Below are 23941 nucleotides of genomic sequence, written 5' to 3' on the forward strand. Positions count from 1 at the left end.
GTTTTACGATTTACAAAGATGTTGTGATGTTTGTTAAGTTGTCAGAAGAGGCAGCAACATGTTCTGCTGCTTGATTAATTTCCGAGAATATTTCTGTTAAGTTCTTCATTTCACCTGCAATCATCATGTTTTGTTTTTTCATTTGTTCCATTGAGGTAAGGATTTCATCAAAAAATTGATTTGTTTGGCTTGATTCATTTGTTCCACTTTCAATATATTTATTGTTTTGTATGATAGATTCAGACATGGTAGCTGTAGAGCGATTGATCTCATTAACTAAATTTGATACTTCAGAAACGGTCGCTTTCGTATTTTCAGCCAGTTTTCGAACTTCACCAGCTACAACAGCAAATCCTTTTCCTTGTTCACCGGCACGTGCAGCTTCAATAGAAGCATTTAAAGCCAGTAAATTTGTCTGATCAGCAATTGATGTAACAATTTGTGAAATTTGATCAATTTTCTTTGATGTTATGACCAATTGTTCCATCTCACTTGAGATTTTCTTCATGTTTGTATGTGTGTCTACCATAATTTGTTCAAGACTGATTAGACGTTGTTTCCCATCTTTTGATTTTGCCTCGGTTTGAATTGCGATATCAGAGCTTGAAGCTGTTAGTTTAGTTATTTCTTCTGTTTTATGAGACACATCTTGCAAGGAAGAGCTTGTTTCCTCACTTACAGCAGCCAATTCCTCTGCATTTTTGCTTACTTCTATTTTTAATAAATTTTTTTGGTCCTCTGCTTCTTGTCGAATTCGTTCTGACTCTAACTCATACGCTTCTAGAACCAACTGTTGTTCGAGATTTAAGATTTTTGTAACAGCAGATGAAGCCCTTTTAAATTCCTCTTTACTATATGTATATTGATCAACAATATCAAGGATTGATAACAACAGGTCTTGAAAAGCGCACATATACCATTTGGGTTGTAGACCAATCCGTACATGAACATGAGCGATCGTATTTCTTTTTTTAATAAAATGCTCGTTAATTTGTCCGCTGAACATTTCAAAAATATGAGTGAAAAGGGTATTCCTCAAACGATCAACTGTACTATTGTGACTGATGATGTCGGTTAAAGATGGTTCTTTTGCAAGATTTTCATAAAAGCGACGAACGATTACATCTAGATGGTTTTTTATAACAGGCTGAAAAGCACGAATGATTAAAAGGTCTTCCGTTTTTAACTCAATTAATTCTATTTGTTTATGAATTGAACTTGATTTTGAAACATCTATAAATACATTGTTTGTCTGATTAGCGATATTCGACATAATGCTGCCATTCATAGTATCTTTGTTATTTCTTGAGAAGAGTTTTAGCATGTTCTTCACTTCTTTCATAATTGTTTTGATAATCTATTAAATATTGTTCAATGATTTCATTTGGTAGAGGATTGGTCTTTAATCCTATTTGTAGAGGCGTTATCCAAAGCATATTTAATATCTATTAATTCTTTAGAAGTTCTTGAGTACTTTGAAAACTTTTCGTTATAATCTCTCAATAGTAAAAACCTCACTTCTATGATGTAAGCAGGATTAACTAGTAACCATTAATAGTAATACCTAATTATTACATATGTAGTTCTTTGGTCGCTACTCTTTTTCACATATTTCCATTTTAAAATATTTTAACTGTGCAAATAGTGAAAACTAAATGTGGTTTCAAGGGGGCTATGTTTCAATTTTTCTCGTGAAATAATCTAACCAATTAGCTGTTTATAATGGAAATATCATACAAAATAGATACACAACTGTATGCTGCCTGTTAATTATAGAAAGAGGTGTCTAGACATGATTGAAACTAAAAAAATCTGGAGACCAAACAATGTGAAAGACGCATGGGAGATTCAAACTAATCTAAAACCAAGTGAGTATTGTTATGTGTCTGGAGGAACGTGGCTTAGGACACAGTGGGAAGCAGATCTTAAGGAAATGCCTTCGAATTTGATCAGCTTAGAGCAAATACATGAAATGAAAGAAGTAAAAGAGATACTTTTTTTGGGGAAAAGAGAAATTGTCATTGGTTCACAGGTGAATTTAGCAGCTTGTATCAAAAATCCTCTTCTTATTAAGTGTCTTTCTCCTCTTGTGAAAGCTTGTCGTAACATTGCAGCTCCATCTATTCGAAATGTAGCAACAATTGGTGGCAATATCTATACGGCTGCGGGAGATACCATACCTGCATTTTTAATCCACAATGCAAAGATGCGTTGGTTTAATGGGAAAGAGATGGAGACGGAGCTAATGGAAGAGTGGTTGATTGGGTTACAGGCAAACGAAATGAAAAGAGATCAACGTATTCTAGTTGATATTTCCGTAGAGATTGATGAACGATCCAACGAAGATTTTTCTTTTTTTCAAAAAGTAGGAAGACGAGAAACGTTTACAGCTTCTCTTGTCACAGTGGCCGGTAAAGGAAAGATCAGCAGTGAAGGGACATTTCAAGAGGTTTCATTAGCCGCTGGTGGTGGTCCTATTCCATTTAGGCTCCCACATACGGAGAGTGAACTTCAGAATACAGAGGGATCTGAGGATCTATTTAAAACGATCTTTCCAGTGATTACGAAAGAATTTAATGCAACATCAGATCCTTTTGCATCGAGTGATTACAAAAAAACAACGGTTGCAAATCTTATTATTAGCGAATTGTTTGAACAATGGGATGGAAATGGAGGTGTTTCGATTGTGGCTGGATCGTAGGTCGAGTGGTGAAAAGTGGAAAGTAAGACCAGATGGAGAAGAGAAAGTTAAAGGAAAACTGCGGTATTTAACCGATATGACGTTTCCGGATATGCTCTATGGAAGAGTGTTAAGAAGTACAATTCCGCATGCACGAATTCTTTCAATCGATACATCTGTCGCTCTTGAATATCCTGGTGTTATTGCTGTATTAACTCACCGTGATATTCCAGGTTTAAATGGATTTGGAATCAGTACGCCAGATCAGCCAGTATTTTGTGAAGACCTTGTTCGTTTTGAAGGAGACGCCATCGCAGCTGTAGCAGCGATGACAGAAGAAATAGCAGAAAAGGCTTTATCCCTTATTAAAGTTGATTATGAACCAATTCAAACATTAGACACTCCAGAACATGCACTTCAACCTACAGCTCCTAAATTGCACAAAGACGGCAATATTCTACATCAAACGGACTATCAGAAAGGCGACATAAATAAAGGGTTAAAGCAATGTACTTATGTGATTGAAGAGACCTATATAACTCCAAGGCAAATGCATACGTACTTAGAAACAGAGGGTGGTATTTTTGTTCCAAGTCAGGAGGGAAGGTTAACAGTTTACGCTCCAACGCAACATGGGTACAAAGACAGAATGCAGCTTGCGAGAATATTAGCTTGTGAGGAAGAGCAGATTCGTGTGATTTCAAGCCCTATAGGAGGATCATTTGGAGGAAAAGATGAATTGAATGTACAACCGTATGGGGCATTGCTCGCTCTTTATTGTCATCAGCCAGTTAAGATTCATTATTCAAGATGGGAATCTGTAAAAGCTGGGTTAAAAAGGCACCCAATGGAAATCACAATGAAAACGGGAGTGAACGCAGATGGAGAAATACTCGCCCATCAAGTTCAAATTCTCTCTGATACGGGGGCTTACTCTACATTAGGAGGTCCTGTTCTGAACTTTGCTACTGAACATGCAGTAGGTCCTTATCAAATTCCTCATGTAGATGTAAAGGGTAAGGCTGTTTATACGAATAACGGAATATCGGGAGAGTTTCGTGGATTTGGTGGAAATCAAGTTATCTTTGCTCTAGAAGGTCAGCTTGATCGATTGGCAGAGAAATTGAAGATAGACCCTTGGGAATTACGAAAAAGGAACTTAAGAAAGCTGAATGATCTCGGTCCAATGGGACAGCGGGTTGTACCGACAAATGGACCAGAACAAGTTTGGGAAGCTGTTAAACACTCACCTCTTTTTGAAAAAAAGAAGACACAATCGAATGTTTCAAAGCCTTGGATAAAACGCGGCATAGGAGCGGCATTAGCTATGCATGGTTCAGGGTTAGGATACGGAATTCCTGATCACGCAGGCGGACTTATCCGATTAAATAAGGAAGGGAAGATTGAGGTTGCTTTCGGTCATGAGGAGTTTGGGCAAGGTTTATTAGGAACATTGGAAATCTTGTTACAAGATCATTTTTGTTGCAATAAGGATGATTTCAATATTGTGATTGGAGATACAGATCTTGTTCCACCAAGTGGGTCATCGACAGCTTCGAGAACTACCAATATGGTTTGGCAAGCTTTGAACCGTCTAAAAGGTCCTTTTTTAGAAGCTTTGTTTACAAAGGTGAACGAATTAACAGGGTGCCCTGTGGAAACATTGAAAACAGGTCCAGGGGGTATTTGGGCAAAAATTAATGAAGAAGAAGAAGAGCTAGTCATTACTTATAGTGAACTAGGTAAAAATGGAGTCGCTGAACTAGAATGTTCAACTGATTTTCACTTTCCTGTTACACCGGATCCATTCATGGGCGGGCACTATCTTTATACGAGTACGTCTGTTATTGCGGAGGTTGAAGTAAATCTACTAACGGGAACGGTTAAAGTAATTAGGATGGATCACGCTGTTGCGGCTGGACCGGTAATTAATCCTATGGGGTATGTAGGACAGATTGAGGGCGGTAGCGTGATGGCACTTGGGTTTACTCTATCGGAGGATGCTGTAATGAATGATGGTAAATACGTGACGCAGAACTTAGATACGTATTTAGTTCCAACAATCTTTGACGTACCAGAAGAACAGCATGTTCATGCAATTGAAGAGTTACCCGATGGAGATTCTTATGGCCCTCGAGGTGTAGGTGAGGTTGGTTCAGTTGCTTTAGCTCCTGCTATTGTTGCAGCAATAAAAGAGGCAACAGGTATTTGGGTAACCAAACTACCAGTTAATCGGGAGCAGCTACAACAAACACCTTTTCTAACCAGGCGGAAAGAGGGAGTAGAGGAGGGAACAAAATGAGTCAAAAGGGGAGCCGGGTTAGAGTTGAGAAAGAAACGGAGTATTTACTATCTTTTGAACTAAATGGGGAGTCAGTAGAAATTCCAGTTGATCCCTCTCGTCGCTTGGTAGATATTATCAGGACAGATCTAGATTTAACAGGGACAAAGATTTCTTGTGAGATTGGTAGATGTGGTGCGTGTATGGTTCTCGTTGATGGAAAGCAACAAAATTCATGTTTAACGATGGCTTACCAGTGTGAAGGCAAGAAGATACAGACAATTGAAGGTATTAGCACAGATAGAATGGATCCTGTTCAACAAGCCTTTTTAGAAGAAGGTGGATTTCAATGTGGCTATTGTACTCCAGGAATGATAGTTTCATTGAAAGCTTTATTAAAGGAAAGTTCGAAAGCGACAATGGAAGACTTAAAAGAAGGATTATCAGGAAACCTTTGTCGATGTACAGGGTACGGAGGTATTTACAGAGTGTTACGAAGATTAACAGATAAATAATAAAACAAGTGGGTGTTTGTAATGAAGGAACTATATGATTATCTTACAATTATTAAACAACATCCTAATCAAACTTGTGCATTAGCAACTGTTATCCAAGTCGAGGGTTCTAGCTATCGTCATGAAGGAGCAAAAATGCTTTTTTTAGAAAATGGGATACAATATGGGCTGATTAGTGGTGGTTGTCTTGAAGAAGACTTACGGATTCGTGCTAATGGTGTAATTACCAAGAAGAAACCAGAAACAATTACGTATGATTTACAATCGGAGGATGATTTAGGCTGGGGACAAGGGGCTGGATGTAACGGTAAGGTAAAGGTGTTATTAGAGCCAATCGATTGGAACGGAATAGGTACAAATGGAGAAGGCTCTTGGGGGGCTGTTTTTGAAGCTTTTGAAATGGGGGAAGATGTCATTTCTGTACGTGAGATTACTGGAGAAAAAATAGGAAGTCGGCTTTTTTTTACTAAGGAAGGAAAGAAATTAGGCCAAACTCCTTTAGAAATAGAACGTTTATTAAGTAGAGATGCGATTCTTTTTTATCAAGAGGAGCGTATTTTTGACTATCAGATGAACCTTGAGTTAAAAACACAATTTTTATTTGAATTGCACGAGTCAAAGGATATAATTTATATTTTTGGTGCAGGACCTGATGTTGAACCCGTTGTGAAAAGAGCGGCTGAATTTGATTTCTTACCAATTGTTATAGACCCAAGGGGAAGTAGATGTCGGCCTGAGTTTTTTCCTGACGCGGCCAGGTGCATTCAAGCACATCCTGAACACTTTTTAGCGAGCCATTCATTACCATTAAATAGCTATGTATTAATTATGACTCACAGCTTTGCTAGAGATAAAACGATCCTCTCGTTCTTTAGCAGTCATCATCCAAAGTATGTAGGGATTTTAGGGCCTAGAAGACGGACGGAGCGACTCCTGCATCCAATACAATTGCCAGAATGGATACACTCGCCTATTGGATTAGATATTGATGCAGAGGGTGCAGAAGAAATTAGTCTTAGTATAGTCAGTGAGCTAATTAAAGTGAGAAACAAAAAGCGGGTGTTGAATAAACATCGTATGAAAGCTAAGAAAACCAAGTTTTAAAGAGATTATTCGTTAGAGATCAGGGGCGATTTGGTGTGGTTGATCATAAAGTATGTGCTGTTATTTTAGCGGCAGGAACTTCTTCTCGAATGGGAACTGCGAAACAGCTATTAAAAATTAAGGATAAAAAATTGTTGGAGCACGTCCTTGAACTTGTTTTAGAGCATTCGTTTGAAAAAGTTATTGTTGTTCTTGGGCATAAGGCCAAAGAAATCAAAGAGGGTATTGTCTGTGCATCAACACGAGTATGTTGGGTCTATAATCCTAACTATAGACTTGGCCAAAGTACATCTTTTGTAACAGCAATCGACCATATTGATTCTCCGTTTCAATCAGTCATGTTTTTTTTAGGGGACCAGCCTTTTATTAAGAGTGAAACGGTTTCTATCGTTTTAGAAGAGGGGAGGAGAAGAGCAAGAGAGGTATCTGCTCCTTTTGTCATCCGTCCTATCTATGATGAGAAGCCAGGTCATCCTATTTATTGGGGAAACTTTAAGAACATTGATTTTTCCATACTTACAGGTGATACAGGAGGAAGAGGACTGTTACAATTTGTAGAAAAAGTAAATTTCGTTGTAAAGGATAGGGGTATCCTCTTTGATATTGACACTCTAGAAGATTATCAAAGAGCATTACAATGGGTGTCTCAAAAGGTCTAGTTTTGACCTTTTGAGACACCCATTATAGTACTTGTTTCTCGATTTTATTATTGAAAAAGGAGCGAATAAATAAGGCCGTTCTTAAAGTGAGGGTTTCATCAGACCCTTTTATCTCAAGACCTAGTATTTCTTCACATTTTTTAATTCGATAAATGACTGTGTTCCGGTGAATAAACATAATCTTAGCGGTCTCGGAAATTTGGCAATTGTGATTTAAGAAGACGGAAAGGGTTTGGACTAGATCTTCTTTTTCTTTATCTTTCGGATAAGCTAATTCTCGTAAAGTCGATCGATAAAACTCCTTCAACTTTTGAGATGGTATTGTTTTAAAGATTTCTGCTAGCTCTTTAATACGATACGTTTTAATAAACCTTTTTTTGTTTTCACGGTAACCAGCTCGAAGTGCATCGACTGCTTCTTGGAAAGCTGTAGGGATATCTGTAATATTTTCTGTGTAATTACTAATTCCAAATGACATAGAAGAGTCAATCGCTTGATATAAATCAGATTGTAAGTCAGTAATCGATTCTAATACATTTTTTTCACTATCGTCATTATAGAATTCAAAGCCTAATAATGTTGTAAATAAATCTCCTTTTGTAAAAACAATACAGTTTTCAAATTTCTTCGTTAATACTGATTCAAAAAACTCATAAATGCGATCTCTACGTAAGCTAATCTCTTTTTCTGTTTGTAAAGGGTGAGAATTTTGGTAGAGTTCGGAAGCGTCATCCATCTTACAAGTAATGCAAATGTACTGTAAAGATTTATTTAAATGATAGGTTTTTCCTCGATTAATGATTTCATCTTCACTTGGGATAGCTCCTTCGACTAAGTCGGCAAAAAATTCATTCTTTAACCTGCGCGAATGTTGTTCGAGTGCATGTAGTTTCATAAATTCAAAGGAAATGACATTGGCTGCTTGTTCAACAGCGAGTGTAAAAGAAGATTCATTTGATAATGTTGTACCAAAAATAATGATATACCCTTTTTGTTGATTTGTTGTATTAATTGGGTAAATTGAAACCTCTGTAAATTCGTTAGTTCCCTCTTCATTTGGAATGGTTAAAACTTTGTACGTATCTAAATTCTCATGATGGATCTTTTCGTGAATGTGCCAATAAATATCAAAGAAGACGTCCTTATCAATCTCGTGTGAATAGGCCATAATGTCTAGTCTGTAATTCAGTAGAATAACAGGTAGGCTTAAAATTGTTGCTAAACTTTCGATGATATTAGAAAACCCTCCCCCTGACACAACGATATCGGTAAATTCTCGATGGATATTAAGTGCGTAATTTAATTCATGTGTTCGCTCTTTTAATATGCATCCTAATGCCTCATTTAACATTTCACCCAAAGAGTAATTAAGAGGAATTTCAATAATGGGGAAATTCAATGCATTGGCTTGATCAATTACTTCAGTAGGAATTTCATCAATGAAGCGTTTTGTCTTTAGTCCGAGTCCCGCGCAGCCTTGATTAGCCATTTGCGTTACTAACTCTATTAGTGCATTAGGGTTATTCTTTATTGAGTAGGCGGTTGTCAGTAGTAGCTGCTCATCGTTTAAATAATCAATAATATCAGGAGCATCCATAAGGTTGACGGATTGAACGTTTTTTGTTAAACCTTCTTCTCCGGCTACAACCGCAGCTTCTTTAAAAGTTGGCAAGTTTAATATGTCTAATAACCTCATTGTAGTTCCTCCTCACATAAAAAACTTTCATTGTGAACAATGTACAAGAAAATCAGTAGTTCCGAAACTTCTTCGTTAGGTTTTCTAACTAAAATTATATCTAAGTTAGTTATTTCATACAAAATAGGGGTGGGAGTTCATTAGTGTTGGGTGAATAATCACCGAAAGTAAGGTAAATAAGATTTAAAGTTAATTGATTATAGTGATTTTTACAGTCATTTTTTCTAACATGCTGAATGGACTAAGGGAATTTACGGAAGTACTGGGCAGTCATATTGAAAAAGTGGCGAAATACAAGTTTTTTTAAACCTTTTATTTAATAAGTAGTGATTGATTTTGTTTGATATTTTTGTTGTTCTTTTCGTTTTGATTAGGCTATTTGAACAAAGCTACTATATGTTTTAAGTTAAGGTAAACAATGACTAAGAAGCTTTAACGTTTTATGATATGGCTACAACAAAGTGGTGTCATAACTAGGTTACAAATAGGAAAGCGGGTGTTGAAGATTAAAATCTCAATGGAAAAGGTTAATAAAATGGATCAATCAGAATTTATTGAAATTGTAGGTGCTGTGTTTGAACATTCACCTTGGGTTGCTGAAAAGTCGTGGAATGCCCATCCGTTTGTTAATCTCGAGCAAATGTACAATCATATGATTGAGGAAGTGTATGGCGCTGCTACTGCTTTGAAACTGTCTCTTTTAAGGGCTCACCCAGATTTAGGTACGAGGTTAGAGATTTCTGAATCCTCTAGAGATGAACAGGAAAACGCCGGACTCAGTCAGTTATCAGAACAAGAATTTGAAGAGTTTTCTATGTTAAATAAAGATTATATTAATAAATTTGGATTCCCCTTTATTATGGCGGTAAAAGGTCAAAGTAAGATAGCAATAAAAAGCAATATGAAAGCTCGAATTCATAATAGCTATGAAGAGGAATTTGAAACAGCTCTTGAACAAGTAAGTAAGATCGCTAAATTTAGATTGTGGGATTTAATTTTAGAAAAGGAGATTGGCAAGCTTACGACACATGTCTTGGATCTAAGTACTGGAAAGCCTGCTCAAAATGTTGCGATTGAGCTATGGAAAAGGAATAATGACAATCAATTTGTGAGAATCGGACAATCTCGTACAAACTTAGATGGTAGAGTATCTGAGCCACTCTTAGAAGGAAAGGAGATGAAAGGAACCTATCAGATCCAGTTTAAGGTCGGTGATTATTATCGTACCAACAAGCTAGAGCAGGAGTCTTACTTCTTAGAAATTGTGCCAATTCAGTTTTCTATAACAAAAGAAAATGAACATTACCACGTTCCATTACTGATCGCACCAGGTGGATATAGTACATACAGAGGTAGTTAATAGCTTGTACTATGAAAAGGTTTTTATAAACAAATATAATTTGAGAGGGGTTAAATAATGACGATTTTGAAGAGTGCGTACAAAGCAAAGTTGGTAATGGTAACTACACTCATTCTCTTAGTTCTAGCGGCTTGTGGAGGTCAAGAAGCAGACGGAGGAAGCGCGGATGGAGAAGGTTCTGACTCAACTGAATCAGTAAAACTAGTATTAAACTGGTTTCCGAAAAGTCAACATGGTGGTGTTTTTGCTGCACAAGAAGAAGGTATATTTGCTGAACATAACTTAGATGTTGAGATTGAAGCAGGCGGTCCTCAAGTTTCTTCAATTCAAATTGTCGCATCAGGGAATGCACAATTTGGATTAGCTCATGCAGATCAAATAGTGATTGCCAGGAATGAAGGAATTGAACTTGTTACATTAGCGACAGCTATGCAAAATAGTCCGGCTGCTTTAATGTTCCACGAAGGTGAAGATATTACTGAATTTGAAGATATGAATGGGAGAACAGCTTACATTCAACCAGGTATTCCATATTGGGATTTTTTAACGAATAAATATGATTTAAGTGGAGTTACTGAAATGGGTTATACCGGACAACACGTTAACTTCATTGAGGACCTTGAGTCTGTCAGTCAGGCTTTTGTCACATCAGAACCATTTTTCTTAGATAAGGAAGGGATTAAGACTGAAACGATCCTAGTGTCTGAATCGGGCTTTGATCCATATAATGTCGTGTTATTTGCTTCGAAGGATTATATTGAGAATAATGAAGAGACTGTTCAAAACTTTGTTACATCTTTTGTAGAAGGGTGGAATATCTATAAAGAATCCCCTTATGAAGTCAATGAAGTTATTCATGAAGTAAATCCTGATCTTGCTCTAGAAGACTTAAAATTTGAGACGGATTCGCAAAAGGATTTTGTCTATGGTGGCGATGCTAAAGAACACGGTTTTGGTTATATGTCGGAGGAACGTTGGCAGTTGCTGATTGATCAACTGTTTGAATTAGGTTTACTAGAAACTCAATTTGATGCAAATGAAATCTATACAATTGAATATCTGCCGTCTAACTAATTTAAGGGGGTTCAAGGAGGTAGAATTACCTTCTTGAACCCTTCTTTTTTAGATCTTATAAAAATAGAAGGGGAGAATATCTAACATTTCGAATGAGGCATATACCAATTCATCTTTTTGTCATATGTGAAAACACATCAAAATGTTAGTTAGTTTGAATAATAAAATAGTATATTTTTAGATATATTGAACAATGACTAACCCTCCTCCATTCTCTACAATGAAACCAATTAGAAGCTGGGATTTTACAAGGAGGGATTGATTCTAGATGATTATTATAAATCAAATAAATCAACAACGGTTATGGAAGACGATTCAGGAACTCGGTAATATCGGTGCTGGTTCAAATGGCACTGAAGAAGGTGTGACAAGACTGGCTCTTAGCTTAGAAGATTTAGAGGCAAGAAAATATGTAATTCAGTTAATGGAGGAGTCAGGCTTAGACGTTCGAGTGGACCCTGTTGGAAATATTATTGGGAAATTAGAAGGGAAGGACAAGAACGCGCCAGTAGTGATGACTGGGTCTCATGTGGATACTGTTTATCAAGGTGGTTTGTTTGATGGAGCTTTAGGGGTTTTAGGAGGAATTGAAGCTGTTCGCTCCATAAAGGAATCAGGGATAGAGCTCACTCATTCTATTGAAGTCGTATCTTTTACAGATGAAGAAGGGACTAGGTTTGGAACTGGCTATATTGGCAGTAAGGCGATGACCGGTTATTTAGACGAAGCTACACTTAAGTTAAAAGATGCAAATGGAATAACTTATGCAGAGGCGCTTGTGCAAGCTGGCTTTGATGCTACTCAGTATAAACTAGCGATTCGAAAGCCTGAAGAAATAAAAGCATACTTAGAAATGCATATTGAACAAGGGAAAGTACTTGAAGAACACGAGTTAGCAGTTGGTGTTGTTACAACGATTCAAGGACCTGTTTGGTTAGAGGTTAGCCTAAATGGTCACCCAGATCATGCAGGTGCTACACCAATGAATATGAGAAAAGATGCCTCGCTCGCAATGGCAGAAGTAATGCTTGAAGTGGAACGGATTTCAACCACTTACCAAGGGGTCGGTACGGTAGGAAAAACACATGTCGAGCCTGGTGGAGTGAATATTATTCCGGGAAGAGCTGTATTTTCAATTGATTTAAGACATGGTGACAAAGAATTACGTACGAAAATGGTTGATGAAGTGAATACGGCGATTAAGGAAATTTGCGAGAGAAGAGATATAATAGCAGAAATTGATATGAAAAAAGCAGTCGATCCAGCGATTTGCTCTGAATCAATTGTTGATATGCTTGAAGAATCATGTGCCGAGATGAATATTCCGACTATGAAACTACCATGTGGAGCAGGGCATGATTCCCTAATGATGACGAAAGTGACAGATATGGGCATGATTTTTGTTCGTTCGAAAGATGGAATCAGTCATAATCCAAAGGAATGGACAGATGAAGAAGATTGTGCCATTGGTACACAAGTATTGTTACAGGCATTAATAAAATTAGCAAAATAATAGTTGAACATAATGGGGGAAGAAAATATGCAACTATCTAATAGATTACAAGTTCCGGCTAGAACAATTATGACACCCGGACCAGTAGAGGTCGATCCAAGGGTATTGCAGGCAATGTCCTCATCTATTTTAGGGCAATTTGATCCAAGTTTTACATCTTTAATGAATGAAACAATGATTCAACTACGGAAAGTATTACAAACTGAAAATCATTGGGCATTTCCTGTGGATGGTACATCACGAGCAGGGATTGAAGCAATGCTTTGCAGTGTCCTAGAAGAAGGAGATAAAGTTCTCATCCCTTCTTTTGGACGATTTGGCGGTTTATTAACTGAAATTGCAGAGCGCTGCGGGGCGGAAATTCATGCTATTTATTGTGACTGGGGAAGTGTGTTTGACCCAGAGGAGATAATCTCTGAGATTAAAAAGGTACGTCCAAAAGTGGTAGCAATGGTTCATGGCGACACATCTACGGGAAGAATGCAGCCTTTAGAGGAAATAGGCCTTGCTTGTCGCGAATTGGATGTATTGCTTATTGTTGATGCTGTTGCAACAGTGGCTGGAACAGAAGTGAAAACGGATGAATGGAAAATTGATGGATTGATTACAGGTACACAGAAGTGCTTATCTGTTCCTGCAGGGATGGCACCATTGACGTATAATGATCGAATTGAAGCCATCTTGTTAGAGAGAAAGTCAATCGAGAAAGGGCTTGTAACTGATAAACAAGCCTCCAACAATCATAGAAAGATCCGTAGTAACTACTTAGATCTAAGTCAATTACAAGACTATTGGAGTCCTGCAAGACTAAACCATCATACAGAAGCAACGACAATGTTATATGGGTTATATGAAGGATTACGTTTAATTCTTGAAGAAGGTTTAGACCAACGTTTCAAAAGACACCGTCTAAATGAAAGAGCATTGGTCAGGGGAATTGAAGCGATGGGGCTGTCTCTCTTTGGAGACAATAATCATAAATTACCGACTGTCACGTGTGTTAACATCCCAGAAGGTATTGATGGTGATTCAGTTAGATCAATGCTTTTAGATGAATTTGGCATTGAGATTGCAAGTTCGTTTGGTCCATTACACGGAAAGATTTGGAGAATTGGTACGATGGGTTACAGTTGCCAGCAGCGAAATGTTTTACTAACACTAGCCTCACTAGAAGCGGTGCTTATGCGTCATAAAGTGAAACTGAATGTTGGAGAAGGAGTTCAAGCTGCGCTAGATGTTTACCAAAACAAAGAAAGAATCGAGAGTGTGTAATTAAAGGGAGGTATGTATGAAGGATCACTATAATGCGTTTGTTGATGAAAATGTCATAGTAAAACCAGTGAAAACAGGGAACCTCTCAGGTCGTACATTTGCTGTGAAAGACGTATTTGATATTAAAGGAATCACTTCAAGTGCAGGGAATCCGGATTGGCTACGAACCCATACCCCAGCAGAAAAGAATGCTGTATCTATAGAACTTTTGTTACAATCAGGTGCTACGTTAACGGGTACTACTATTACAGATGAGTTGATGTATAGTTTAAATGGGGAAAATTACCACTATGGTACACCAGTAAATCCGAAAGCGGAGGGGCATATTCCTGGAGGGTCATCTAGTGGCTCAGCAGTTGCTGCTTCATCGGGAGTAGTCGATTTTGCTATTGGGACTGATACAGGTGGCTCTGTTCGAATTCCAGCAGCCTATTGCGGAGTTTACGGATTCCGTCCTACTCACGGGCTTGTACCGATTAATGGAGTGATTCCTCTTGCTGAAAGCTTTGACACAGTTGGCTGGATGACATCTGACCCACAATTATTACTCGAGGTAGGCAGTTCCTTAATTAAAGAAAATCGATTATTAGACAAACCTTTTGCAAGCCTTTTATTTGGGACTGATGCTTGGGAATTGGCCGATGAGAAAAGTAAGGAAGTTTTAGAAACGTATACAGACAGACTGGGAAATGAGTTGCAATCAGAATGGCTAACGATTGCAGAAGGGGGGTTACAAAAGTGGGCAAGCTGCTTTAGAACACTTCAAGGATTAGAGATATGGAAAAACCATGGTAAATGGATCAATGAAGTGAATCCGAGCTTTGGTCCAGATATTGCTGCTAGATTTGACTGGGCAAGTACATTAAGAGAAGAAGATAAGCCGGAAAATCTAAGGCTAAAAGAAACTATTTCTACAAAGCTGCTAGAAGTGTTAGGAGAAGACCAATTACTAATCATCCCAACAACACCAGGGGAAGCTCCTCTGTGTAATTTGTCAGGTGAAGAGATTGAAGAGCGCCGTTCACAAACAATGCAGCTATCGTGTATTGCTGGGCTAACCGGTTTTCCACAAGTGACGATTCCGATTGAGGGGAAAGTTGGAATGCCAATTGCCCTTTCAGTTATTGCTGGCCCTAATCAGGATAGACGCTTGTTGCAATGGGTTTATGAGAATACAAGCCTATTTGCATAATCAAATACATAATGATAGGTGATGATCATGAAGCTTGCCACAGTAAAAAGAGGAAACAAAGAAATTCCTGGCATTGTAACTGATGAGGGAATCGTTTTAATAGAGGACATTAATGAACAAGAACAGAAAAGTTGGTCTCTTTCTATTTTTAAACTTATTGAGTCAGGTGAACTTGGTGACGTAAGAGAGTGGTATTCTAGTGGAGGTATAGATCGAATAAAGAAAGATCTATTCCTCTCTAAACAGGAAGTTATATATGCTCCTTTATATCGTTGTCCTCATAAAATTTGGGGAATAGGAATGAATTATGTAACGGTAAGGTCGGAGCTAGGTGGATTAGAAACGTCCGATCCTGTCTTTTTTATGAAGCCTGATACTAGCATTATTGGTGATAACGATGCAATTGAAATTCCTCTTCAATCAAAAAGGACAACTGCAGAAGCGGAACTAGCTATTATTATCGGAAAGAAATGTAAAAACGTACCTGAAAAAGATGTTCAAGATGTCATTGTTGGTTATACAACAGCAGTAGATATAACTGCTGCAGACATTCACGCGGAAAACCCCCGGTTTATCCAAAGGGCAAAAAGCTTTGATACATTTTTTGGATTTGGTCCAGTGCTACGAACAAAGGACGAAGTGGAAAACATAGAGTCGTTACAAGTTACAACAATGTTAAATGGTAGCATCGTACACGAAAATAAAGTGGAAAATATGATTTGTTCACCAGCTTACATTGTTTCCTTTTTGTCCCAAGTCACAACGTTGTTGCCTGGGGATATTATTATGACCGGTACACCTGGAGCTGTGGTGATTCGTCAGGGTGATGTCGTTGAATGCAAGATTTCAGGTTTTGAATCATTAAGTAACAAAGTTGTACAAGTGTAAGAATAAGGGAGAGAGGGTTTGAGTCAGCCTTCTCTTTTTTTTAGTGGAAGGGTGTTTTGTGAAAAGTAAGAGTAACTGATTGAATTATCCTTAAGAGTATGCTAGTATTCTAGATGATTGCTGTCTAGCTGTCAGCGGTCACCGAAATGAACAATGGTTAAATACTTAGTTTAGAATACACAATGAATATTGAATGGTAAATGAAAGAATATATACATAGTATAGAAGTCTTATTCATGGCCTAACTTTTCACTCTTGGTGAAGGTTAGGTCTTTTTTTGTATTTTTTTGGTAGTTTTGTTTGATAAGGAGGATTATAAAATGCTTAAAGATAGTCATCAGCAACGAGATTTAACGTATTTAAGTAGTTTTATTTGTAAGATAATGAAACGACGATTAGGGAAAGGTCCAGAGCAATGCAATATTGTTGTGAAGAATAACCTTGTCATTGTGAAAGTTCATCATTTTATTACACCCGCAGAGGAAGTGCTTTGTAATAAAAATGAGCTAAGTCTTGCTTTGAAATTTCGATCAATTTTAGTGAAAGCGATCATTGAAGAGGTAAAAGCAGATATTACTAGGGTGACAAACATAGAAATTAAAAAATCGCTTTTTGATTGGGATTACGAAAAAAATGTAGGATTAATTATGTTTGTTGGAACGGAACCGCTACTTGCTGAACCTATTGCAAACCATGCATTGGAAGACTCCTTTATTGAAAAGATTAAATATGTAAGTGATAAAGTACATAAAAGACCATCAGGTGTAAGATGGATTTTGTCCGAAACAGCTGTACAGGTCATGGAATGTAGTGGAGTTCTTATTAAAACGGAAAACCTTTTGTTTGAGAATGGATATGATGACTTATTATTAGAGCAAGGGCAGGAAATACGGAAAAATTATAATGAATTTCGCTATGAATTTGAGCCAGTTCTTGGTCGAGAGATTAATCAGCTTTTCGTTACATGGGATTACGAAGAAAATAAAAGTTATATTGTCTTTTATGTGAAATGAAATTTACATTCTTACAATAATGAAGTATAATTAAAAAGAATTGTCATTTTATAGTAAATTAGAATAAACACTTCTTTTTAGTAATAAAATAATGGTTAAATAACTTAATTAATAAAAGTGGTCTAAATGATGAGATGAAAACTTACATAAGCCAAAGCAGAAATGGAATACTCATATTCTCTGTTTTGGCTTTTTTATTTATGGATAATTCGGATTACTTGAATTAGGAGAGTAAATAGAATGGTGAATATAAAAGATTTGTTAAAAAACGCTGATTACTCAACTTATGAACATAAGTATAGTGTGCAAATTATCGAGAGAATACAAGAAAAAAAGCTAGAACTACAAAAAATAGTGGACGAAATAGAAAAAATCATTATTGCTAATAGAAAGTTCCTTAGCGGAGACGCTGATTATTGTTTAAATGAAATAATTACAGAGAAAAAGGTGAATATGAATAGACTATTAAACGTACTAGTAGAGGGTCTTGATGATGCACCTACCATTATTGAAATGGGAACAAAAATTGTTAAAATGATAGGTGTGCAAAACACGTTATTTACGAAGCTACAATTAATGATGACACAAGAGTCCTTTATATGCTCTGTAACACAAGAGCATATTACTACATTGAAATATTTAATTGAATACGGAAGGAGCTTACTGCTCGAAGTAGTAAAATAATTCCTTCACAAGAAGTTTAATTCTGAAAGTCAAAGTCAATAATATACTCATACGATTTCAAAGTGCCATTAAAGCTTGGGGACATAGCTGATCACCACTAGATAAATTATCCAAGATTGGATAAGTTGTGGTATAATGCAGTTGGTTGGTGTCTTAACGGCATTGATTATTGTTCCCTTTGAAAGAGGGAGTATAATGACAGACTTTCAAGAGCAATTAAACCATATTAGTAGTTATACAAGTAAATTACTTAGAAAGAAATTTGGGCGAGGTCCTGAGCTTTGTTCAGGAACACTTTCAGAACGGTACTTATTATTACATATACGAGGATTTATCTCACCAATGGAAGAAGTCCTTCTTCAACAAGGCATGTCAAAGGATGTCGATACTGCTAGGTCAGTCATCATTGCTCACGTGTTAGAAGAACTCAAGGGAGTTGTTCAAATTTCTTTGGAAGTTGATGTCATTGAGTACTATCAAGACTGGAACTTTCCTAATAATACAGGGGTCATAATCCTTGTATTTGAGAAAGAGGTTGAAAAAAAGAGCATTACACAAGTGAACAATATCGGGGAATTTGAAAAAGAAATTAGTCGAATCAGTGCAATCGTTCAGAAAGTGCCTGATGAAATTGAAATAACCCCGCTTTCTGATACAATACTATTAGTAAAAAGAGAAGGTATTTTAATTCAGATTGAAAAAGCATTAATATCAAAAGGGTACAAAAATGAATTACTTATAACGAAGGATGAGTTAGAAAAAGAGTATTTCCATCGCTATAGTAGATTTAACGAAATTCTTAATCGAGTTGTCCGTGATATCTTTATTGATTGGGATGTTGAGAAAGATAAATCACTTATGGTGTTTATTCTACAATAAAATAAAAAGGTAAATGTGAGGAATAAAAAGTCTCGCGTGACCTAACTTCAACCGTTTTGGGGAGTTAGGTCTTTTTGTATTTAAAAAGGAGGATATATGTTAAATAAGTCGTGGATTATCATCATACTGGTTGTTAGTACATTCTTAATGTTCATTACACAGATAATTGGAAGTCCTGTCATGCTAGTAGGAATCATCAGTAGTGTATTATTGTTCATTATTTTTTGTGTACAAAAGATTATCGAAAAAAAGAATAAGAGTGAAAAATCAATAATTGAGCTTCTTCCTATGCCTATTATCGTTGTTGTAAACGATAAAATTGATTATGTAAATAGGGCTGGGTTATCTATGTTTGAAGCAACAGCAGCTCAGTTAAATGGAAAACTCGTCACAAACTACATTGTCTTTAATGGCGGAGGGAAAGAGCCAGTAGACGAAAGTCAAAGTAGATTAGGGAAACTTACTGATGTAAGAGGAAACACGGTTGATGTAGAACTGCTCCAAAAGCCTTTATCTAATCATCAACGTGAAGAATATTTCTTACTAGTTAGAGACATAAGTGAGCAAAAGGAAAATCAATCAAAACTGCAGCATTTTGAACAATTATCTTTATTAGGTGAACTGGCTGCAGGGATTGCCCATGAAATACGAAACCCAATTACAAGTTTAAAAGGATTTTTACAATTAATAGATAGTACTGAGGCGAAATCTACTCCGTATACGAAAATAATGCTATCTGAGATCGAGCGTATAAATTTGATTGTGAGTGAGTTACTATTTTTAGGAAAACCAAAGGAATTATCGATAAAAAAACATAACCTCTTTGAAATTATTGAGATGGTCGTTACTTTAACAAAAACGCAAGCAATCATTTACAATATTGACATCAAACTTCAAATGGAGACGGCCCTAAAGAAGGAAATGGTGAAGTGTGACGAGAGTAAACTAAAGCAAGTCTTTATCAATATTTTAAGGAATGCAATAGAAGCAATGAAGCATGAAGGAATCATTACTATTAACGTTTCACGAAAACATGATTTCATTGAAATTGCTATTATTGATCAAGGAAAAGGAATTCCAAAAAAGAAGTTAGCTAACATTGGAAAACAATTTTATACAACAAAGGAAAATGGAACTGGACTTGGATTAATGATAAGCAATCATATTATTGAAGAGCATGGCGGTAGCTTAAGTCTTGAGAGCGAAGAAGGAAAGGGAACCACAGTCCAAATAAGCTTACCTACTTGTAGCCGCATAAAGGCGGTCCAATAATAGACATTTTTGGGCATTAGATATATTTGTACAATATAGTATTTTGAATCGTCTAATAATTCCAACTGAATATTAGTAGAATTATACAAAATAAGCTATAATTAACTATGTTATTTCGAATTGCGAAAATTAATAGGTATATGGGGGATGTTTGTGTGTCCAACGTATTTGGTTTTTTAAGGCCGTATAAACTTCCGATTAGCATAGCATTGTTCTTAATGCTAATTGAACTTTTTGTGGAGCTGCTTCACCCATTATTGTTAGCTAAAATAATCGACGATGGAATATTACAAGAGGACTTGGCTGTAATAATACGCTGGGGCAGCATTATGGTGGCTTTGTCTTTTCTTGCTTTTGTAGCGGGAGTTATTAACTCCTTTTATGCGGCCCATGTAAGTCAAAGTACAGGATTTGATTTGCGTTCAGGACTTTATAGTAAGATTCAAAAGTTTACCTTTTCTCAGCTGCAAAGGTTTGAGACTTCATCATTAATAACAAGACTGACGAATGATGTAACACAAATTCAAAATACGATCTTCATGAGTTTACGGATCATGATGCGAGCTCCTTTGTTAATTATCGGTGGTACCATTATGGCGTTTTTCATTAATGTTAAGCTAGCTCTTATTCTAGCTGTGTCAATTCCGGTTATTGTGATGTTTTTAATTTGGATGATGAAAAAAGGAGGAGCCCTTTTCAAGCGCGTCCAAACGAAATTAGATGGCGTGAACCATGTCATGCGGGAAAACCTAACTGCAATGAGGCTAGTGAAGGTGTTTGTCCGTCATGATCATGAGAATAATCGGTTCAAAAAGAGCAATGAAGCATTGATGGAAAAAACAATGTCGGCACTAAGGCTAATGGAAATTGCGATGCCAGTATTGTTGTTTCTTATGAATGTTGGCATTATGGCCATTCTATGGTTTGGAACATTTGAGGTTAATTCAGGAGGAGCTCAAGTAGGGGAAATTGTTGCGATTGTAAACTATGCAACTCGTATCACTTCAGCTCTAACCGTATTTTCAATGATTATTATAGTCTTTTCGAGAGCACGTGCATCAGCTGAACGGATTTCTGAAGTGTTAACACATGAAGAAGAACAGCGAGGAAACGCAGGTGAGTATTCTGGGAAACGAATAAATGGTTCAATTGAGTTTGAACACGTTGGCTTTTCGTATCCTAATACAAGAGGGAAAGTGTTACATGATATCTCTTTTAAAGCAAATGAAGGTAAGATGTTAGCTATCTTAGGTGTAACCGGATCTGGGAAAACAACGCTATTTCAACTCATTCCGAAGATGTATGAGGCATGCGAAGGGCGAATTCTAATAGATGATTTGGATATAAAGAACTTCAACCCTGAACAGTTGCGCCGTCAAATTGGCTATGTTCCTCAGGATGTATTTTTATTCTCTGGTACGATACGAGAGAATATCCAATGGGGGAATGAAGAGGCAACTTTAGAAGAAATAGTTGAAGCATGTAAACACGCTCAAATCCATAATGTAATTGAGAAACTTCCAGATCAATATGAGACGAAAATAGGACAAAAAGGTGTGAATTTGTCTGGCGGACAGAAGCAGAGGTTGTCTATTGCTAGAGCGCTAGTACGTAGGCCTAAAATATTACTATTAGATGATTGTACGAGTGCCTTAGATGTGAAAACGGAGGCTAGTTTTCTAGAAGCATTGAAAAACTACTCATGCACTACGTTAATGATTACACAAAAAATAAGCTCTGCCATGAAGGCTGATAATATTATTTTACTACAAGAAGGTCAATTGATAGCCGAAGGAGATCATGAACAATTACAGAAAGAATCAGAGCTTTATAGGGGAATACTTCAATCTCAGATGAGAGAGGAGGAACTAAATGTCTAATCAACTGACGAGACCTTTCCGATATAAGAGGATTCCCTTACCTGATTCTGATACGAAAACGGAAGGAAAAATAGTAAAAACAAAACCGAAAAATTGGAAAAGTACAATTAAACGAATTTGGAATTATCTTGCTGTTCATAAAAAATATATCGTTCTTGTCATATTCATGATTTTTTTAAGTTCAGCATTAAGTTTGTTAGGACCTTTCCTCGTTGGAATGGCTATCGATGAGTTCTTAGTAAGTCATGATGTAAATGGGTTGTTTCAACTATTAATCTACCTGTTTCTTATTTATGTTTTCTATTCAATTAGTATATGGTTACAAAATTTTTGGATGATAGGAGTAGCTCAAAAAACGATTTATGCAATGAGGTTGCAATTATTTACTCGTCTTCAAAAGCTGCCGATTTCCTATTTAGATAAACGCCAACATGGTGAGCTGATGAGTAGGTTGACAAATGATATAGAAAATGTCAGTACAACGTTAAATAGTTCTGTCATTCAAATCATCTCAAGTATTTTGACCTTTATAGGAATTATTGTTGTGATGGTTTGGTTAAGTCCTATATTAACAGTTATTACTTTGGTTGTTGTTCCCTTAATGGTATTTGGGATGAAGTGGATAACGCGGAGAACAAGCTTATTTTTCAAAGAGCAGCAAAAGCACTTAGGAGAAGTTAATGGATATATTGAAGAAACTATTTCTGGTCAGAGAATTGTTAAAGCTTTTTCTAAGGAAGAATATGTAGTACATGCTTTCAAAGGGAAAAGTGAACGCTTGAGGGGAGCGGGGTTTTGGGCTCAAACATATTCCGGCTTTATTCCAAAGTTAATGAATGTATTAAATAATATGAGCTTTGCTTTTATTGCCGGAATAGGCGGAATTCTAGCATTTAATAATTTAATTACAATTGGGGTCATTGTGATATTCGCTGAGTATTCCAGGCAATTTACACGTCCGCTAAATGATCTTGCTAATCAGTTTAATACATTATTATCTGCCGTAGCGGGTGCAGAAAGAGTGTTTGAAGTCATTGATGAGGAAGAAGAAAGAGACAAAGTCAATGCCCGTGAATTGTCTGAAATAAAAGGAGACGTATCGTTTGAGAATGTATCTTTTTCTTATGAGGACGATCAAAACACCATTTCTAATGTCAGCTTTAAGGTGAACGAGGGTGAAACCGTTGCTTTAGTCGGTCCTACGGGAGCAGGTAAAACGACAATCATTAATTTACTTTCCAAATTTTATGAGCCAGTAAGTGGAGCAATTACAGTCGATGGGCATGATATTACTGAAGTGAAAATTGGGAGTTTGCGGCAGCAGCTTGGCTTTGTTCTTCAAGATACTCACTTGTTTCAAGGGTCAATTAGAGAAAACATTCGTTATGGTAGACTTGATGCAAGTGATGAGGAGGTAGAAGAAGCAGCTAAGCAGGCAAATGCTCATTCATTTATTACGTCCTTATCAAACGGATATGAAACGGTATTAGATCAAGATGGAAGTGGAATTAGTCAAGGGCAAAAACAGCTTTTATCGATTGCGAGAGTCATGCTTGCCAATCCATCGATGTTAATCTTAGATGAAGCGACAAGTAGCATTGATACCATTACTGAAATTAAAATACAAGAAGCTCTTCGAAGGCTAATGAAAGGGAAAACGAGTTTTGTGATTGCCCACCGCTTGAATACGATTAAGGAAGCGAATCAGATTATTGTTTTAAAAGAAGGGAAACTCTTTGAAAAGGGATCACATGATCAATTAATCTCTGAAAGGGGATATTATTATGATATGTGTAGTCGCTCATAAAGAAAGAGATTTTCGTAACTGAAGTCAAAAAACAAAACTACTAATCAAAATAAACGGGGGTGTCTCAAAAAGGTCAAAAACAGACCTTATGAGACACCTCTTTTTAATAACTAATGGAATTGGAAATTGAGTAAAGTGACCTTTTTGTTTAATAAAGCAAAAAAATAATTTC

Annotated in this window: 19 protein-coding genes; 17 read left to right on the forward strand and 2 right to left on the reverse strand. The window is 36.7% G+C overall.

Annotated features, from left to right (window positions below):
• Positions 1-10: 10 nt before the first annotated feature.
• Complete coding sequence (locus tag MF646_RS11305) at positions 11-1324, reverse strand: globin-coupled sensor protein (protein ID WP_250096603.1); 1314 nt, start codon at positions 1322-1324, stop codon at positions 11-13.
• A 468-nt stretch (positions 1325-1792) separates the two neighbouring features.
• Here MF646_RS11305 and MF646_RS11310 point away from each other — a divergent pair, with 468 nt between their 5' ends.
• The 5 genes from MF646_RS11310 to MF646_RS11330 are packed head-to-tail and all read left to right on the forward strand — an operon-like array spanning position 1793 to position 7239.
• Positions 1793-2701 (forward strand): FAD binding domain-containing protein, encoded by a 909-nt coding sequence (locus MF646_RS11310; protein WP_250096604.1) that lies wholly within the window; start codon positions 1793-1795, stop codon positions 2699-2701.
• Entirely contained in the window at positions 2685-4982 is a 2298-nt protein-coding gene (gene pucD, locus MF646_RS11315) for a xanthine dehydrogenase subunit D (RefSeq protein WP_250096605.1), read from the forward strand. The genes MF646_RS11310 and pucD overlap by 17 nt, the downstream gene beginning before the upstream one ends.
• Positions 4979-5476, forward strand: coding sequence for a (2Fe-2S)-binding protein (locus MF646_RS11320; protein WP_250096606.1), 498 nt, complete (start codon positions 4979-4981; stop codon positions 5474-5476). The genes pucD and MF646_RS11320 overlap by 4 nt, the downstream gene beginning before the upstream one ends.
• A gap of 21 nt (positions 5477-5497) precedes the next feature.
• Positions 5498-6580, forward strand: a complete 1083-nt coding sequence (locus MF646_RS11325; RefSeq protein ID WP_250096607.1) for an XdhC family protein — start codon at positions 5498-5500, stop codon at positions 6578-6580.
• Positions 6581-6615: 35 nt separating this feature from the next.
• Positions 6616-7239: a nucleotidyltransferase family protein gene (locus tag MF646_RS11330; protein WP_250096608.1), complete on the forward strand. Its 624-nt coding sequence runs from the start codon at positions 6616-6618 to the stop codon at positions 7237-7239.
• Positions 7240-7261: 22 nt separating this feature from the next.
• Here the strand turns inward: MF646_RS11330 and MF646_RS11335 are convergent, their stop codons facing one another.
• Positions 7262-8935: a PucR family transcriptional regulator gene (locus tag MF646_RS11335; RefSeq protein WP_250096609.1), complete on the reverse strand. Its 1674-nt coding sequence runs from the start codon at positions 8933-8935 to the stop codon at positions 7262-7264.
• A 499-nt stretch (positions 8936-9434) separates the two neighbouring features.
• Between MF646_RS11335 and uraD the strand changes: the two genes are divergently transcribed.
• The 12 genes from uraD (at position 9435) to MF646_RS11400 (ending at position 23769) form a co-directional block, all read left to right on the forward strand.
• The gene (gene uraD, locus MF646_RS23565; protein ID WP_338035492.1) at positions 9435-10295 is read left to right on the forward strand and encodes a 2-oxo-4-hydroxy-4-carboxy-5-ureidoimidazoline decarboxylase; all 861 of its coding nucleotides are present in this window, start codon (positions 9435-9437) and stop codon (positions 10293-10295) included.
• 57 nt (positions 10296-10352) lie between these two features.
• Positions 10353-11369, forward strand: a complete 1017-nt coding sequence (locus MF646_RS11350) for an ABC transporter substrate-binding protein (RefSeq protein WP_250096610.1) — start codon at positions 10353-10355, stop codon at positions 11367-11369.
• Positions 11370-11637: 268 nt separating this feature from the next.
• The gene (locus MF646_RS11355) at positions 11638-12882 is read left to right on the forward strand and encodes a Zn-dependent hydrolase (protein WP_250096611.1); all 1245 of its coding nucleotides are present in this window, start codon (positions 11638-11640) and stop codon (positions 12880-12882) included.
• Positions 12883-12909: 27 nt separating this feature from the next.
• The gene (locus MF646_RS11360) at positions 12910-14154 is read left to right on the forward strand and encodes a pyridoxal-phosphate-dependent aminotransferase family protein (protein WP_250096612.1); all 1245 of its coding nucleotides are present in this window, start codon (positions 12910-12912) and stop codon (positions 14152-14154) included.
• A 16-nt stretch (positions 14155-14170) separates the two neighbouring features.
• Positions 14171-15346 (forward strand): amidase, encoded by a 1176-nt coding sequence (locus MF646_RS11365; RefSeq protein ID WP_250096613.1) that lies wholly within the window; start codon positions 14171-14173, stop codon positions 15344-15346.
• Positions 15347-15373: 27 nt separating this feature from the next.
• Positions 15374-16234 (forward strand): fumarylacetoacetate hydrolase family protein, encoded by an 861-nt coding sequence (locus tag MF646_RS11370; RefSeq protein WP_250096614.1) that lies wholly within the window; start codon positions 15374-15376, stop codon positions 16232-16234.
• Between the two features lie 320 nt (positions 16235-16554).
• Positions 16555-17247: a Na-translocating system protein MpsC family protein gene (locus MF646_RS11375; protein WP_250096615.1), complete on the forward strand. Its 693-nt coding sequence runs from the start codon at positions 16555-16557 to the stop codon at positions 17245-17247.
• A gap of 240 nt (positions 17248-17487) precedes the next feature.
• Positions 17488-17931, forward strand: a complete 444-nt coding sequence (locus MF646_RS11380) for a hypothetical protein (RefSeq protein WP_250096616.1) — start codon at positions 17488-17490, stop codon at positions 17929-17931.
• A gap of 195 nt (positions 17932-18126) precedes the next feature.
• Positions 18127-18810: a Na-translocating system protein MpsC family protein gene (locus MF646_RS11385; RefSeq protein ID WP_250096617.1), complete on the forward strand. Its 684-nt coding sequence runs from the start codon at positions 18127-18129 to the stop codon at positions 18808-18810.
• 96 nt (positions 18811-18906) lie between these two features.
• Positions 18907-20082 carry an ATP-binding protein gene (locus MF646_RS11390; protein ID WP_250096618.1) on the forward strand — a complete coding sequence of 392 codons (1176 nt, stop codon included), beginning with the start codon at positions 18907-18909 and terminating at the stop codon, positions 20080-20082.
• 155 nt (positions 20083-20237) lie between these two features.
• Positions 20238-21962 (forward strand): ABC transporter ATP-binding protein, encoded by a 1725-nt coding sequence (locus tag MF646_RS11395; RefSeq protein WP_250096619.1) that lies wholly within the window; start codon positions 20238-20240, stop codon positions 21960-21962.
• Entirely contained in the window at positions 21955-23769 is a 1815-nt protein-coding gene (locus tag MF646_RS11400; protein ID WP_250096620.1) for an ABC transporter ATP-binding protein, read from the forward strand. The genes MF646_RS11395 and MF646_RS11400 overlap by 8 nt, the downstream gene beginning before the upstream one ends.
• Positions 23770-23941 lie beyond the last annotated feature (172 nt).

The sequence above is a fragment of the Halalkalibacter alkaliphilus genome (assembly GCF_023555415.1).
In the GTDB taxonomy this organism is placed as follows: Bacteria; Bacillota; Bacilli; order Bacillales; family Bacillaceae_D; genus Halalkalibacter; species Halalkalibacter alkaliphilus.